The sequence below is a fragment of the Synechococcus sp. CCY 9618 genome (assembly GCF_019038415.1).
GTDB lineage: Bacteria > Cyanobacteriota > Cyanobacteriia > PCC-6307 > Cyanobiaceae > Cyanobium.
In genome coordinates this window covers 49,861-64,536 of sequence record NZ_JAFKRG010000049.1, presented here as the reverse complement: position 1 = coordinate 64,536, position 14,676 = coordinate 49,861, and the positions used below count along the sequence as shown (strand labels likewise).

The following is a 14,676-nucleotide window of genomic DNA, read 5'->3' as shown; positions in this document are numbered from 1 at the left end:
CTCACCCGCCTTTCCGAACTTGGAGAGCGCTGGCAGCCCGGTGCTGGGGCGCTTCCTGTCCAGCGAGCTTGTGGCCGACATCGGCCATCGCTCCGATGTTTCCCTGCGCATGAATCTGCCCCGAAATCGCCGGGCCGGGGAATCAGGGAACGCCGTCCCGTCCCCTGAAACCGTGATCACCCCGGCCGGGGACCATCTGGAGGTGTCGAGACTGCTGGCGGATCCTCTGGGCAGGCCCGTGGTTCAGCTGGCATTCCAGCCGTCCCGGGAGATCACCCGGCAGGCGAGCTCCTCCCTGCGCTTCGCCCTGTTCTCCCTGTTGTTGGCGGGCTCTCTGGTCGTTCTGGCGATAATGGCGGTGATCAACCGGCTGGTGGTGCTGCCGGTGGGCAAGATCGAGGCCTTCGTCGAGTCCTTCGCCGACACTGACGATCTGACCACCCGCCTCCAGTGATGCAGTGATGACGCGTTCGGTCGGCTGGCCAGCCGTATCACCAGCATGGTCGATCGACTGGAGAAGGCCCGCCGCGAGATCAACGATCAATCCGTTGAGGCCGGTCCACACCGGGCTGATCTGGAACGGTTCCTGCAGCTGGCCGGACCTGCGATCGCCGCCTGGACAGGTTCGATGCTGACGAAAGCGGTGAATGTGGATGGGGGACTGCGGGCGATACAGGCGATGTTGCAGGAGCAGTCCCGCTTTGCCAGCACCTCCCATCTCGTCGAACGGATCGCCGTGCTTGATCTGGTCAACGAGGCGCTTCGGCTGGTCCCGCCCGACCTGTTGGCGCGGCTGGAAATCGTCAGGGATCCCTCCCTCGAGGCGGCTGGAACGCTGACCCTTCCAAGGATCGCGATGGTGCAGGTTCTTCAGAACCTGGTGCTCAATGCCTGTGAGGCGGTGCGCCCGGGGGATCAGGGGCTGATGAAAATCCGCAGCAGCTTGTTGCACACGGGGGAGCGGCGGACCCTGGCCATGGACTTTCGCGACGACGGCATCGGCATCCCCACGGAGTTGTAGCCGCGCCTGTTTTCCAAAGGATTCTCCACCAAGTCTTCGGACACCAGTTCAGGACTCGGTCTGCACTGGTGTACCAACGTTCTTCAGGCCATGGACGGGAAGCTTTGGGCAGAAAGTGAGGGACCGGATCTGGGCACAACGTGTCACCTGGAACTGCCTTTTCCTTAAGCCTGATTCGATAGGATGGTACAGATTGATTCGGCATCTCCATGCCCGCTGGTTCCGGCGCTCTCGAGATAATGCAAAACCATATTCCAGCGCCTTCCCATCAGTCTTCGGCGCCAGAGGTCGAGCCGATCCACATTCTTGTCGTCGATGACGAGCCCGGCGTCATTGAGGCTTATCGCACGGTACTCAAAGCTCCCGAGCCACAGGGGATGGGAGAGCTGGATGCTCTGCGCGCCCGGCTGTTTCCTGACGCATCCCCCAGGGAGAACGGCCACGGGACTGGCGCTCCTCTACTTCGATCTTGAGAATTTCAAGTGCATCAATGATGCCCTCGGCCATGGTGTCGGTGATCAGATTCTGCGTGAAATCGCCCAACGTCTCCAGCAGTTCGCCGCAGAGCTTCAGGCCCATCTGCGATCCGCGGCGGCGCAGCCCGGCCGGGAAGCGATGAATTCATCCTGCTCCTGCCCCTCACACTGGCCACGGCCGGGGACACCGAGGCGTTGGAGGTGCAGGTCGCCCGGATTCAGCGGCAGGTCGCCACTCCCATTGTTCTCGATGTCTGCGAGGTGCAGGTCTCGGCGTCGGTCGGAGTGGTCACCTGTCCGGCGGATGGCACCGATCTGGAGGAGCCGTTCAGGCACGCCGATCTGGCCATCCGTTTCGCGAAGCGCCAGGGCCGCGGCAGCGTCAAGAACTTTGCACCTGCCATGAATGAGGGTTTCCTGCGCCGGCTGACCCTGGAAAGTCTGCTGCGCAGTGCCACAGACCGTGATGAACTGTCCCTGTCCTACGAGCCCCCAGGTCAACCTGGCGACCGGTCGGTGCCTTGGGATGGAGGCGTGCCGCCGGGGGGTCGGCTGGAGGCAGGAGAGGTCTTCCTTGATCGGATCTCCGTGAACATCTCACCCCTTCAACTTTCACAGCCGGGCTTTTCCGATCGGATCCAGCAGGTGCTTGAGGAAACTGGGTTGCCGCCCGCATGTCTGGAACTCGAGATCACCGAATCCTTGATGCTCAATAATCCTGATGCCTGCCAGTCTCTGCTGCAGCATCTCAAGGGATGGGGGTGAAATTCGCCATCGATGACTTTGGAACTGGATACTCCAGCCTGAGCCGACTTCAGGACTTCGCTGTCGATCGCCTCAGAATTGATCGCACCTTCATCCAGAACATCGCTCCCCAGACTCCAATGTCGGCATCGTCTCCGCCATCCTCGCCATGGGTCGGACCCTGGGGCTGGAGGTGATCGCCGAGGGCGTCGAGCATCCGCAGCAGGCTGAGATTCTGCGTAGCCTCGGCTGTGAGCAGATTCAGGGGTATCTGGTCAGCACGGATGAGCACAACGTTCTCTAGCGATGACTGACTAGAATTAGATCAGAGAACTCATTTTCTCACCCTCTGCCCATCGCGGACGTTCCCATGACCATCCAGGACAAATTTGACGCTTCCAAGGCCGAGGCGGAAGGCCGTCTCAAGTCTGCTGCCGGTGAACTGCTCGACGACAGCGACCTCAAAGCCGAGGGTGAGGCTCAGAAGGCCAAGGCCTCCCTGCTGGACGCGGCCGGCAAGCTCAAGGACAAGGTGAGTGACGCGGCAGACAAAGCCGGCGAAGCCTTCGGTGACAGCGTGGATGCGATCAAGGACAAGCTCTCCTGAGTCTCCCGATGCACCGCTGAACCAGCAGCCCACGGGGTCGGCCTCGATGTCATCGGCCGGAGTTCACGGTGGTACCACCCCAGACTCCACGCGGAGGCCCCAGCCAGACTCGTCTTCCGATTCGATCTGCAGTCTGCGGTGAACCGTGCCCGGGCGGGCTTCATGGTCTCGGCGCTTCGTGCCTAGCCTGCAGTGAAAGGCCTGACGGGTCGGAGGCGTCCTTCCTCCTCCGCCTTCCTCCCTGGGGTCGACTCAGCGATGTGTCTCGACTGCAACTGCAACCAGCCGGTCGTTCCCGCCGTCGTCATCCACCGGCACCTGGATGTGGGCCAGGGGTTGCTGGTGCACAACGATGCGCAGGCCGCCGCCAATCGGGAGCACTTCGCCTCCGCAGGGGTGCGGACAATCAACCTGCTCTCCTCTCCGGGATCCGGCAAGACCGCCCTGCTGGAGCGTCTGGCTGTGGAGCTGGCGCCCCGTGCCCCCGGCGTTCGCCACCCGATGGCGGTGATCGTGGGCGACCTGGCCACCGACAATGACGCCCGTCGCCTGCGGGCCGCGGGGGTGCCTGCTGTGCAGATCACCACAGGCCAGGCCTGCCATCTGGAGGCGGCCATGGTGCACCGGGCCCTCCATGACCTGGCCCACCTCGGCCATCCCCTGGCCGGTCTCGAGCTGCTGGTGATCGAGAACGTGGGCAATCTGGTCTGCCCGGCTGCGTTCGATCTGGGCGAGGGCCAGCGCGTCGTTCTGTTGTCGGTCACCGAAGGGGAGGACAAGCCCCTCAAGTACCCGGCCCTGTTCCACTCCGCCGACGTGGTGGTGATCAGCAAGGGTGACCTGGCCGAGGCCTGCGGTTTCGACGCCCCCCAGGCCCGCCGTCACATCGCCCGCGTGGCGCCCCATGCCCGGATCGTGCAGGTCTCCGCCCGCACCGGCGCCGGCATCGGCGGGTTGCTGGAGGCCCTGGGCCTGGAACGGGGGGCGTCCCTCGTGTGAGGGTTGCCTCGCGGGACAGGCCGGCACGGTTGCGGCTGGAGTGCCGGGGGGTGGTGCATGGGGTGGGCTTTCGCCCCCTGGTGCATCGACTCGCGGGGGAACGGGGCCTCAGGGGTCAGGTGGAGAACGTGGCTGGGGCGGTGCGCCTGGAGCTGGAAGGGCCACGGCGCTCCCTGGAGGGGTTCCTGCACGATCTGCCCCGGCGGCTACCGCCCCAGGCGCGCCTCGAACCCCTGGAGCCCCTCTGGCTGCCGGCCCCCGCGTGGCCCGGGCCGGCCGGTGTCCGGATCCTCAGCGGCGCCGCGGCGCCACTCACCATCGATCTGGTGGCCATGGGTCTGGCGGCCGATCGGGCCCCCTGTCCCGCCTGCCTGGCCGAACTGGCTGATCCAGCCGACCGTCGGCATGGCTACCCCTTCATCAGCTGCTGTGACTGCGGTCCCCGCTTCAGCATCGCCACGGCCGAGCCCTACGCCCGCTGCCACACCACCCTGGGCCCCTTCCCCCTGTGCGGCGCCTGCGAGCAGGAGTTCGAGGATCCGCTAAACCGCCGCTTCCACGCCGAGACCATCGCCTGCCCGGCCTGCGGCCCGCAGCTGGCGCTGTGGGACGGGACCGGCAGACCGTTGGGCCGCATGGACACCGGGGGCGGGAGGGATACGGCCTCGTTGATCCAGGCGTGCTGCGAGCGTCTCGCCGCCGGCCAGATCCTCGCCCTGCAGGGGGTGGGTGGTTTCCAGCTGCTGGTGGATGCGGCCGATGCCGATGCGGTGGCCCGGCTGCGGCAACGCAAGCGCAGGCCCGCCAAGCCCTTCGCCCTGCTGGTGGCCGAGGCCGGGGCGCTGGCCACCCTCTGCCGTATTGACGCCGCCGAGCGGCGGGCCCTGGAGGATCCTGCCGCCCCGATCGTGCTGCTGCGGCGCCTCAGGGGGGCGACGGAGGCCCTGGCGGGGGTGGCCCCGGGCAGTCCCTGCCTGGGGGCGATGCTGCCGGCATCACCCCTGCATCACCTGCTGGCGCGGGCCTACGGCCGGCCCCTGGTGGCCACCAGTGGCAACCCCGGCGGCGAGCCGCTCTGCATCGATCCGGCCGAAGCGGTGGCGCGGCTGGGGGCTGGTGCCAGCGGCCCCATCGCCGATGCCTTCCTGGTGCATGACCGGGCCATTGCCCGGCCCCTTGACGATTCGGTGCTGCAGCTGATCGACGGCGGGCCGGCCCTGCTGCGTCGGGCCCGGGGCTACGCCCCTCTGCCGCTGGGCCGGGGCGGCAGCGGCGCCGGTGTGGTGGCCCTGGGCGGCGATCTCAAGTGCGCCCCGGCCCTGGCCCTCGATGGCCGGCTCTGGGTGGCCCCCCACCTGGGTGATCTGGCCCGGGGGCGCCAGCTGGTACGGCTGGAGGAGGGGCTGGCGGCCATCGAGCGGCGTTGGGGCGACCGGGTGGCTGCGATCGCCTGCGATGCCCATCCCGGCTACCTGAGCCATCAGCTGGCCGGCTCCCAGCCCTGGCCCCGACGAACGGTGCCCCACCACCAGGCCCATGCCCTGGCGGTGCTGGCCGAGCATGGCCTGGACCCTCCGGTGCTCGCCTTCACCTGGGATGGGTTGGGCTTCTCCCCGGCGCAGGAGGGGACCTGCGGCGTGGCGGGGGAGCCGGGGCTCTGGGGCGGGGAGCTGCTGCACATCGGCCCGGATGGGGCCCGGCGGCTGGCGGCCCTGCGTCCCTGGCCCATGCCCGGTGGGGAGCGGGCCATGGCCGAGCCCCGTAGGGCGGCCCTGGGACTGCTGGTGGCGGCCGGACCGGACGCCCTGGCCCACCCCGGCGCCCGCCACACCCTTTCGGCATTCGCACCGGACGAGCGTGCCCTGCTGATCCGGGCGATCGACAGCGGCTGCAACAGCCCCTGGAGTTCGAGTGCGGGGCGGCTGTTCGATGCCGTCGCCTCCCTGCTGGGGCTGGCACAGGAGCTGAGCTACGAAGGGGAAGGCGGGCTGCGGCTGCAGGGGGCCGCCAGCCGGGCGCCCGACCCCGCAGAGCCGATGCCGGGCCAGGGCCCCTTCCCCTTCCCCTCCCTCGCCACAGGGCCCCTCGATGACGGCCGTGGCGGGCTGCTGCGGCAGGGGGGAGAGCCCCCCTGCCTGGGTTGGCTCGACTGGCGTCCGCTTCTGGAGGCGCTGCTGGCGGCCATCGCGGCGGGGGTGCCGCCGGAGGTCTGTGCCTCCGGATTCCATCACGCCCTGGCCGGGGCCCTGGCGGAGCTGGCCTGGCGGAACTGCGGCCCCTGGGCCTGCCGCACCGTCGTGCTGGCGGGGGGGTGTTTCCAGAACCGTCTGCTGCTCGAAGCGTCGGTGGCGGCCCTGCGACGCAGGGGACTGCGGCCCGTGTGGCCCGCCGCTGTGCCCTGCAGCGACGGAGGGCTGGCGCTGGGCCAGGTGTGGGCCCTGCGGCGGTGGCCGGCGGCGGAGCCGTGAGGCAGGGGTGGGACCCGACCCTGGCGTACCTGTTACCTTTTTCTTATGCGCGCTCAAAGAGGTCTGCGCTCAAGGAGGTTCACTGTTCACCGGTTCTTCAACACTGCTGTCACCGGTTCCTTGGCTGCAGATGTCCTGCGTTCCCGATGAGACTTTTCGAGGAATTCACCTCCATGAAAACTTCCCTTCTGATGCTTCTGGCACCCCTGCTGGCCCTTCCGGCCCAGGCCCAGGTGGGTCTGTCACTGCAACTGGGCCAGCCAGGATTTTATGGACTGCTGAATCTTGGCAACGCCTACCCCGCCCCCCAGCTGCTCTACCCCCAGCCCCTGATCGTCGAGAACCGTGGTGGCTATTACGGCCAGCCCGCCTATCTGCGCGTCCCTCCCGGCCATGCCAAGAACTGGAGCAAGCACTGCTCCCGTTATGGCGCCTGTAACCGTCCTGTCTATTTCGTCAGCGACTCCTGGTACGAAAACATCTACGTTCCCCGCTATCAGCGCACCTACCTTGATCAGAAAGGGGCTGATTATTACCATCCATCGAAGAAGCCCAAGAAGAACAAGCCCTACAAGGGCTGGTGAACGTCACTCCCTGACCCTGCGGCCTGGGCCGGCTGAACGGTCCCGGCGGACGTCGTTCCAGCCGGCGGCGCCGTTACTGATGGTCCGTCTGGGCTGCCGGGCCTGATCTGTCTATAACTGAGGGGGATGGGTCCTCCTTGCCCGCCCGTGCCATGTGCCTGGCCATCCCCGGCCGCATCCTGCGGATCACGGCCGTGCCTCCGGTCCATCCCGACCAGGATCCCCATGACCCCGGCGATTCCCTCTGGCGCATGGCCGAGGTGGATTTCGGCGGCGTGCGCCAGCAGGTGAGCCTGGCCTGCCTGCCCGAGGCGGCGGTGGGCGATCGGGTGCTGGTGCACGTGGGCCTGGCCCTCAGCCTCGTCGAGGACGATCTGCCATGACCGCCACCGCAGCACAGATCTCGCCCAGGACCGCCACCGAGACCATCACCGTGGACGGCAACGAGGCCGTGGCGCGGGTGGCCTACCGCCTCAACGAGGCCATCGCCATCTATCCGATCACCCCCGCCTCGCCCATGGGTGAGTGGGCCGATGCCTGGAGCAGCGAAGGCCGCCCCAACCTCTGGGGCAGCGTGCCTGCGGTGGTGGAGCTGCAGAGCGAGGCGGGCGCCGCCGGCACCGTGCACGGGGCCCTGCAGGCCGGCGTGCTGACCACCACCTTCACGGCCTCCCAGGGGCTGCTGCTGATGGTCCCCAACCTCTACAAGATCGCCGGGGAACTGACGCCGGCGGTGCTGCACGTGGCGGCCCGGTCCCTGGCCGCCCAGGGGCTGTCGATCTTCGGCGACCACAGCGACGTGATGGCCTGCCGCGGCAGCGGCTGTGTGATCCTCTGCTCCGCCTCGGTCCAGGAGGCGGGCGACTTCGCCGCCATCGCCAGCAGGGCCAGCCTGAACGGGCGGCTGCCGTTCCTGCACATGTTCGACGGCTTCCGCACCTCCCACGAGATCCAGAAGATCCAGCCCCTCTCCGATGCCGTGCTCCACGGCCTGATGCCGATGGAGGCGGTGGCGGCCCACCGCCATCGCGCCCTCTCCCCCGACCATCCGGTGCTGCGCGGCACGGCCCAGAACCCGGACGTGTACTTCCAGGCGCGGGAGTCGGTGAACCGTTTCTACGACGCCCTGCCCGGCCACCTTCAGGAAGCCATGGACCGCTTCGCGGACCTCACCGGCCGCCGCTACCGGCCCTACGAGTACGTGGGAGCCGCGGACGCCGAGCGGGTGGTGGTGCTGATGGGCTCCGGCTGCGAGACCGCCGAGGAGACGGTGGCGGCCCTGGTGGCCGCCGGGGAGCGGGTGGGCCTGCTCAAGGTGCGCCTGTTCCGCCCTTTCGCGGCGGCCCTGTTCGCAGCGGCCCTGCCCGCCACGGTGCGGGGGCTGGCGGTGCTGGACCGCTGCAAGGAGCCCGGCGCCGGCGGTGACCCCCTCTATCTCGATGCGGTGGCCGCCCTCAGCGAGGAGTGGTCGGCGGTCCACGGCGATCGCCCCCTGCCGCGGGTGGTGGGCGGCCGCTACGGCCTCTCCTCCAAGGAGTTCACCCCGGCGATGGTGAAGGCGGTGCTCGACAACCTGCAGGCCGAGCGGCCCCGCAACCACTTCACCGTCGGCATCGACGACGACGTCACCCATCTGTCCCTGCCGGTGGAGGTGGGCTTCGGCGTGGATGGGGCCGATGAGGTGCGGGCCGTGTTCTACGGCCTGGGCTCCGACGGCACCGTGGGCGGCAACAAGGCCACCATCAAGATCATCGGCGAGCACACCGATCTGTTCGCCCAGGCCTACTTCGTCTACGACTCCAAGAAGTCCGGTTCGGTCACGGTCTCCCACCTGCGCTTCGGTCCCCGGCCGATCCGCGCCCCCTACCTGATCGAGCGGCCCACCCTGGTGGCCTGCCACCAGTGGGATTTCGTCGACCGTTTCGACCTGCTGGCGGGCCTGGAGTCGGGCGGCCTGCTGCTGCTCAACAGCCCCTTCAGCCCCGAGGAGAGCTGGCGGCGGCTGCCGGCGGACATGCGCCGCGGCATCCGGGAACGGGGGCTGGACGTGTGGCTGATCAACGCCTACCGGGTGGCACGGGAGGCCGGCATGGGCTCCCACATCAACACGGTGATGCAGGCCTGCTTCTTCGCCCTCAGCGGCGTGCTGCCCCGCCAGGAGGCGATCGAGCGGATCCGGGACTCCCTGCGCAAGACCTATGGCCGCAAGGGGGAGGCGGTGGTGGCCATGAACCTGCGCGCCCTCGACGGCACCCTGGAGCACCTGCAGCCTCTGGCGTGGCGTGCGCTGCCGGCGGAGGAGGCCATGGCGCCGCCATCGCCCGCCGCCGACCCCTTCGCTGCCGCGCCGGCCTTCGTGCGCGAGGTGATCGCGCCGCTGCTGGAGCGCCGCGGTGACGCCCTGCCGGTCAGTGCCCTGCCCTGCGACGGCACCTGGCCCACGGGCACGGCCCGCTGGGAGAAGCGCAACATCGCCGAGACGGTGCCGGTGTGGGAGAGCGATCTGTGCGTGCAGTGCGGCAAGTGCGTGATGGTCTGCCCCCACGCTGTGATCCGGGCCAAGGCGGTGGCCCCGGAGGCCCTGGCGGGGGCCCCGGAAGGCTTCCGCCAGGCCCCGGCCCGCGACGCGGACCTGGAGGGCCGCAGCTTCACGATCCAGGTGGCCGTCGAGGACTGCACCGGCTGTGCCCTGTGCGTGGAGGTCTGCCCGGCCCGGGACCGCACCGAACCGCGCCGCAAGGCGATCAACATGGCCCCCCAGCGGCCCCTGCGGGAGGCGGCCTGCGGCCACTGGGACTTCTTCCTGGGGCTGCCGGAGGTGGCCCGGGGCGAGCTCAACCTGCGCAGGATCGGTCAGCAGCAGCTGCAGCAGCCCCTGTTCGAGTTCTCCGGCGCCTGCGGCGGCTGCGGCGAAACCCCCTACCTGAAGCTGGCCAGCCAGCTGTTCGGCGATCGGATGCTGGTGGCCAACGCCACGGGCTGCTCATCCATCTACGGCGGCAACCTGCCCACCACCCCCTGGAGCGCCAACGCCGCGGGCCGCGGGCCGGCCTGGAGCAACTCCCTGTTCGAGGACAACGCCGAATTCGGCCTCGGCATGCGGGTGGCGGTGGACCAGCAGCGGCAGATGGCCCTGGAGCTGCTGGAGCGACTCCCGCTGCCGGGCGCTCTGGTGGCGGCGATCACGGGTGGCGACCAGCAGGACGAAGCGGGCATCGTGGCCCAGCGGCAGCGGGTGGAGGAGCTCAAGCGCCTGCTGCGGGCAGTGACGCCCGGTGACCCCGGGGCGACCGAGGCGGCCCGGCTGCTGGATCTGGCCGATGCCCTGGTGAAGAAGAGCGTCTGGCTGGTGGGGGGCGACGGCTGGGCCTACGACATCGGCTTCGGCGGCCTCGACCATGTGCTGGCCAGCGGCCGGGACGTCAACGCTCTGGTGCTCGACACCGAGGTGTACTCCAACACCGGCGGCCAGATGTCGAAGGCCACCCCCCGGGGGGCGGTGGCGAAGTTCGCCGCCGGCGGCAAGGCCGCCCCCAAGAAGGATCTGGGGCTGATGATGATGAGCTACGGCAGCGTCTATGTGGCCAGCGTGGCCATGGGCGCCCGCGACGAGCACACGGTGCGGGCCTTCCTGGAGGCGGAGAGCTATCCGGGACCGTCCCTGATCCTGGCCTACTCCCACTGCATCGCCCACGGCATCGACATGGCCAAAGGGATGGAGCAGCAGAAGGCGGCGGTGGATTCGGGTCGCTGGCTGCTCTATCGCTACGACCCGCGCCGCAGCGAGCGGGGCGAGAACCCCCTTCAGATCGACAGCCAAGGGCCCAGGCGCCCCCTGGCCGAGGCCATGGCAACGGAGAACCGCTTCCGCATGCTCTCCTACAGCCAGCCGGAGCGGGCCCGCGCCCTGGCCCGCCAGGCCCAGCTGGAGGTGGACCGGCGCTGGGCGGCCTACCTGGCCCTGGCCGGTGTCCCGTCGGACGGCCCGGCGGAGTCACCGACATGATCCGCCCCGACCTCTCCGTCAGCTATCTGGGCCTGGAGCTGCGCAGCCCCCTGGTGGTGGGGGCCGCCGCCCCCCTCAGCGAGGACATCGACCAGCTGTTGCGGCTGGAGGAGGCCGGCGCCGCCGCCGTGGTGCTCCACTCCCTGTTCGAGGAGCAGATCGAGCACGACCAGCTGGAGCTGCACCGGATGACCCTGCAGGGGACCGACAGCTACGGCGAGGCGCTCAGTTACGTCCCCGAGCCGTCGATCTTCCATGTGGGCCACGACCTCTACCTGCGCCATCTGGAGCAGGCCCGCTCCCGCCTGTCGGTGCCCGTGATCGCCAGCCTCAACGGCGCCCGTCCCGGCCAGTGGGTCAAGGTGGCCCGGCGCCTCGAGGACGCCGGGGCCAGCGCCCTGGAGCTCAACATCTATTCGGTGCCCACCGATCCGGACCTCTCCAGCGAGGCGATCGAGAACCAGGTGCTGGAGATCGTCGCGGAAGTCCGGGCCGAGGTGAGGCTGCCTCTGGCGGTGAAGCTCAGCCCCTTCTTCACCAACTTCAGTGCCATGGCCAAGCGGCTGGCGGCCACCGGCGCCGACGGCCTGGTGCTGTTCAACCGCTTCTACCAACCCGACATCGACATCGAGGAACTGGAGCTGCGGCCCAACCTGCTGCTCAGCACCCCCCACGATCTGCGTCTGCCGCTGCGCTGGATCGCCCTGCTCCACGGCCGCCACCCAGTGGATCTGGCCGCCACCGGCGGGGTTCACCGGGGCACCGACGTGGTGCGCATGCTCATGGCCGGCGCCGCCATCACCCAGGTGGTGGCGGCCCTGCTGCGCCACGGCCCCGGCCGGCTCGCGGGCCTGGAGGAGGAGCTGAGCCATTGGCTGGTGGAGCATGAGCACGCCACGGCCCGGGAGCTGATCGGCTGCATGAGCCAGCAGCGCTGCCCCGATCCGAGTGAGTACGAGCGCGCCCAGTACATGCGGGCCGTCCAGACCTACCCCGCGGCCGATGCCGCCCTGACGCCCGGCCCGTGGTGAGCGCATCGCTGGCGGCGGGACCGCGTCAGGTGGCTGAGGTCAGGGACCTGGCGGCCGAGCTGGCCGCACTCACCACCCGCCCCTGGACCCTGATGGAGGTCTGCGGCGGCCAGACCCACGCCATCGTGCGCTGGGGGCTCGACCAGCTGCTTCCCCCGGGCCTGCGGCTCATCCACGGCCCCGGCTGCCCGGTCTGCGTCACCGAGGCTGCCACCATCGATGCCGCCCTGGCCCTGGCCCGGCGTCCGGAGGTGATCCTCTGTTCCTACGGCGACATGCTGCGGGTGCCCGGCAGCTCCGACCCCGACGGCACGGCGGGGGATCTGCTGGGGGTGCGGGCGGCAGGCGGCGACGTGCGCCTGCTCACCTCGCCGCTGGAGGCCCTGGCCCTGGCACGGCGCCATCCCGGCCGGCAGGTGGTGTTTCTGGCGGTGGGCTTCGAGACCACCGCCCCCGCCACGGCCCTGCTGGTGCGCCAGGCGATGGCCGCCGGCGTGGCCAACCTCTCCCTGCTGCCCGCCCACGTGCGGGTGCCCCCTGCCATGGAGGCGATCCTCAGCGCCGAGGGCAACCAGGTGCAGGGGTTCCTGGCGGCCGGGCATGTGTGTGCCGTGATGGGCACCGGCGAGCTGCAGCAGCTGGCGGAGCGGCACCGGGTGCCGGTGGTGGTGAGTGGCTTCGAGCCCGTCGACCTGATGCGGGGTCTGGTGGCCTGCGTGGGGCAGCTGGAGCGGGGTGAGGCCCGGGTGGCCAATGCCTACGGCCGGGTGGTGCGTCCGGAGGGCAACCCGGTGGCCCGGGAGCTGCTGACCTCGGTGTTCGAGGCGGTGGACCGGCCCTGGCGGGGCTTCGGGGTGATTCCGGGCGGCGGCCTGGGGCTGCGGGCGCCCTGCCGGGGGCTGGAGGCGGCCGCCCGCTTCGGCCTCGCGGCCGCCGGCAGCGCCTCCCCTTCCCTGGCGGTTGCACCAGAGAGCGTCTGCATCAGCGGCCGGATCCTGCAGGGGCGCGCCAGCCCCCTCGACTGCCCCGCCTTCGGCAGCGGCTGCACCCCGGAGCATCCCCTGGGGGCGCCGATGGTGTCCTCCGAGGGGGCCTGTGCCGCCTACCACCGCTACCGGCGCCGTGGTTGAGCCCGCCCCGGCCCCCGGGGCCCGCATCCAGCTGGCCCACGGCGGCGGCGGCACCCTGATGCAGCAGCTGATCGACACCGAACTGCGCCGCCTCTACGCCGACCCCGACCAGGTGCTCCATGACGCCGCCCGCCTCGATCTGCCCCATGGCCGGCTCGCCTTCACCACCGACAGCTACGTGGTGCAGCCCCTGGAATTCGAGGGGGGCGACATCGGCACCCTGGCGGTGACCGGCACCGCCAACGACCTGGCCATGGCCGGCGCCCGGCCCCTGGTGCTCAGCCTGGGTCTGATCCTGGAGGAGGGACTGGAGCTGGCCCTGCTGCGGCGCATCGTCAGTTCGCTGGCGGCCACGGCGCGGCAGTGCGGCATGGCGATCGTCACCGGCGACACCAAGGTGGTGGAGCGGGGCAAGGGGGACGGGATCTTCGTGAACACCAGCGGCATCGGGGCGCTGGAGGTGGCCGACTCCATCGATCCGCTGGCGATCGGGGTCGGCGACCAGCTGCTGGTGAGCGGCGATCTGGGGCGCCACGGGGTGGCGATCCTGGCCGCCCGCCATGGCCTCGATCTTCAGCCACCCCTGGCCAGCGACTGCATGCCCCTGTGGCCCGCGGTGGAGGCGCTGCTGGCGGAGGGGGTGCGGCTCCACTGCCTGCGGGACCTCACCCGGGGCGGCCTGGCCAGTGCCCTGCAGGAGCTGGCGGCCCCCCGGGGACTGGAGCTGCTGATCGAGGAGGAGAGGATTCCGGTGGCCGAACCCGTGCGGCGCAGCTGCGACCTGCTGGGCTTCGAACCCCTGCACATGGCCAACGAGGGCCGCTTCGTGGCGGTGGTTCCCGAAGCCGAGCGAGAGCGGGCCCTGGCGGTGCTGGAGCCCGGCGGTGGCGCCTGGATCGGCGCGGTGGCCGGTGGGACTCCCCGGGGCCGGGTGCTGCTGCGCACCCCCTACGGCAGCGAGCGGGTGCTGGTTCCGCTCAGCGGTGAGCTGCTGCCCCGGATCTGCTGATCCGGGGCAGCCCGGTCACTGCACCGGCACCTGGGTGGGCTCGGCGCTGGGGGGCGGGCCCTTGCGGGGCACCGTCACGGTCAGCTGGCCCTCCCGGGCCGTGGCCTGGAGGGCGCCGGTGTCGGCATCTTCGGGCAGGGTGAAGCTGCGGGAGAAGTGGCCGTAGAAGCGCTCCACCCGGTGCATGCGGGCGCTGTCCTCCTTTTTCTCCTGCTGCCGTTCCCCCTGCACGGTGAGCACGCCGTGGTCGACGGTCACCTTGAGGTCCTCCTTGCGGACCCCGGGAATGTCGGCCTGAACCTCGTAGGCGTCATCGGTTTCGACGATGTCGACCCGGGGGTTCCAGTCGGCCATGGCACCAGTGGTGGCATGGCTGCGTCCGGCGGGCCAGGGCCAGGGCAGGGTACGGGTGTAGCGGTCGAAGAGTTCTTCGACGTCCTTGAGGGTTTCCGAAGGAATGATGGCCATGGCGTTGACTCCTCTGGCTGGAAGGGCGTGGGAGGGTCGGCTCAGGGTGGGTGGGAGCTCCGGCGGCCGCTCGCTGACTCAGCGGGTGGTGCTAGGCGGGACCGGAGCGGGGTGGGTGCGAAGAGCCTCCCTC

At 70.0% G+C, this 14,676-nt stretch carries 14 protein-coding genes and 2 pseudogenes; 15 read left to right on the top strand and 1 reads right to left on the bottom strand.

Annotation, left to right across the window (positions count from 1 at the left end; translation table 11 throughout):
- Positions 1–19 precede the first annotated feature (19 nt).
- The 15 genes and pseudogenes from KUG41_RS13370 to hypE all read left to right on the top strand — a co-directional run bounded on the left by KUG41_RS13370 (position 20) and on the right by hypE (position 14,075).
- Positions 20–454 carry a hypothetical protein gene (locus KUG41_RS13370; protein WP_216904701.1) on the top strand — a complete coding sequence of 145 codons (435 nt, stop codon included), beginning with the start codon at positions 20–22 and terminating at the stop codon, positions 452–454.
- A gap of 45 nt (positions 455–499) precedes the next feature.
- Positions 500–1,021 carry a hypothetical protein gene (locus tag KUG41_RS13365; protein WP_216904700.1) on the top strand — a complete coding sequence of 174 codons (522 nt, stop codon included), beginning with the start codon at positions 500–502 and terminating at the stop codon, positions 1,019–1,021.
- A gap of 6 nt (positions 1,022–1,027) precedes the next feature.
- Complete coding sequence (locus tag KUG41_RS16200) at positions 1,028–1,189, top strand: ATP-binding protein (RefSeq protein WP_371734151.1); 162 nt, start codon at positions 1,028–1,030, stop codon at positions 1,187–1,189.
- Between the two features lie 147 nt (positions 1,190–1,336).
- Positions 1,337–1,528, top strand: a pseudogene (locus KUG41_RS16195) (hypothetical protein); the annotation flags it as partial.
- Positions 1,529–1,605: 77 nt separating this feature from the next.
- Positions 1,606–2,438: pseudogene (locus KUG41_RS16190) on the top strand (EAL domain-containing protein).
- Complete coding sequence (locus tag KUG41_RS13345) at positions 2,390–2,545, top strand: EAL domain-containing protein (protein ID WP_371734150.1); 156 nt, start codon at positions 2,390–2,392, stop codon at positions 2,543–2,545. The pseudogene KUG41_RS16190 and the gene KUG41_RS13345 overlap by 49 nt, the downstream one beginning before the upstream one ends.
- A gap of 66 nt (positions 2,546–2,611) precedes the next feature.
- Complete coding sequence (locus KUG41_RS13340; protein WP_216904696.1) at positions 2,612–2,848, top strand: CsbD family protein; 237 nt, start codon at positions 2,612–2,614, stop codon at positions 2,846–2,848.
- A 258-nt stretch (positions 2,849–3,106) separates the two neighbouring features.
- Positions 3,107–3,847, top strand: coding sequence for a hydrogenase nickel incorporation protein HypB (hypB, locus tag KUG41_RS13335; protein WP_216904695.1), 741 nt, complete (start codon positions 3,107–3,109; stop codon positions 3,845–3,847).
- Positions 3,844–6,315 carry a carbamoyltransferase HypF gene (hypF, locus tag KUG41_RS13330; protein WP_216904694.1) on the top strand — a complete coding sequence of 824 codons (2,472 nt, stop codon included), beginning with the start codon at positions 3,844–3,846 and terminating at the stop codon, positions 6,313–6,315. The genes hypB and hypF overlap by 4 nt, the downstream gene beginning before the upstream one ends.
- A gap of 173 nt (positions 6,316–6,488) precedes the next feature.
- A complete protein-coding gene (locus KUG41_RS13325) occupies positions 6,489–6,899 on the top strand; it encodes a hypothetical protein (protein ID WP_216904693.1) in 411 nt (136 codons plus the stop codon).
- Positions 6,900–7,036: 137 nt separating this feature from the next.
- Positions 7,037–7,282 (top strand): HypC/HybG/HupF family hydrogenase formation chaperone, encoded by a 246-nt coding sequence (locus tag KUG41_RS13320; protein WP_254217273.1) that lies wholly within the window; start codon positions 7,037–7,039, stop codon positions 7,280–7,282.
- Positions 7,279–10,905: a pyruvate:ferredoxin (flavodoxin) oxidoreductase gene (gene nifJ, locus KUG41_RS13315; RefSeq protein WP_216904692.1), complete on the top strand. Its 3,627-nt coding sequence runs from the start codon at positions 7,279–7,281 to the stop codon at positions 10,903–10,905. The genes KUG41_RS13320 and nifJ overlap by 4 nt, the downstream gene beginning before the upstream one ends.
- Positions 10,902–11,936: a dihydroorotate dehydrogenase-like protein gene (locus tag KUG41_RS13310; RefSeq protein WP_216904691.1), complete on the top strand. Its 1,035-nt coding sequence runs from the start codon at positions 10,902–10,904 to the stop codon at positions 11,934–11,936. Before nifJ ends, KUG41_RS13310 begins: the two co-directional genes overlap by 4 nt.
- Positions 11,933–13,066, top strand: a complete 1,134-nt coding sequence (gene hypD, locus KUG41_RS13305; protein WP_216904746.1) for a hydrogenase formation protein HypD — start codon at positions 11,933–11,935, stop codon at positions 13,064–13,066. Before KUG41_RS13310 ends, hypD begins: the two co-directional genes overlap by 4 nt.
- Positions 13,059–14,075, top strand: a complete 1,017-nt coding sequence (gene hypE / locus KUG41_RS13300) for a hydrogenase expression/formation protein HypE (RefSeq protein ID WP_371734148.1) — start codon at positions 13,059–13,061, stop codon at positions 14,073–14,075. The genes hypD and hypE overlap by 8 nt, the downstream gene beginning before the upstream one ends.
- Before the next feature lie 15 nt (positions 14,076–14,090).
- On the opposite strand, the gene KUG41_RS13295 is transcribed toward hypE, so the two are convergent.
- Positions 14,091–14,543: an Hsp20/alpha crystallin family protein gene (locus tag KUG41_RS13295; RefSeq protein WP_216904690.1), complete on the bottom strand. Its 453-nt coding sequence runs from the start codon at positions 14,541–14,543 to the stop codon at positions 14,091–14,093.
- Between the last annotated feature and the right edge of the window lie 133 nt (positions 14,544–14,676).

Bases quoted from the DNA above. Each gene is read 5' to 3' on its own strand.
- KUG41_RS13365 (WP_216904700.1), top strand. From the start codon at position 500: ATGGTCGATCGACTGGAGAAGGCCCGCCGCGAGATCAACGATCAATCC.
- KUG41_RS13340 (WP_216904696.1), top strand. From the start codon at position 2,612: ATGACCATCCAGGACAAATTTGACGCTTCCAAGGCCGAGGCGGAAGGC.
- hypB (WP_216904695.1), top strand. From the start codon at position 3,107: ATGTGTCTCGACTGCAACTGCAACCAGCCGGTCGTTCCCGCCGTCGTC.
- KUG41_RS13325 (WP_216904693.1), top strand. From the start codon at position 6,489: ATGAAAACTTCCCTTCTGATGCTTCTGGCACCCCTGCTGGCCCTTCCG.
- nifJ (WP_216904692.1), top strand. From the start codon at position 7,279: ATGACCGCCACCGCAGCACAGATCTCGCCCAGGACCGCCACCGAGACC.
- KUG41_RS13310 (WP_216904691.1), top strand. From the start codon at position 10,902: ATGATCCGCCCCGACCTCTCCGTCAGCTATCTGGGCCTGGAGCTGCGC.
- KUG41_RS13295 (WP_216904690.1), bottom strand. From the start codon at position 14,543: ATGGCCATCATTCCTTCGGAAACCCTCAAGGACGTCGAAGAACTCTTC.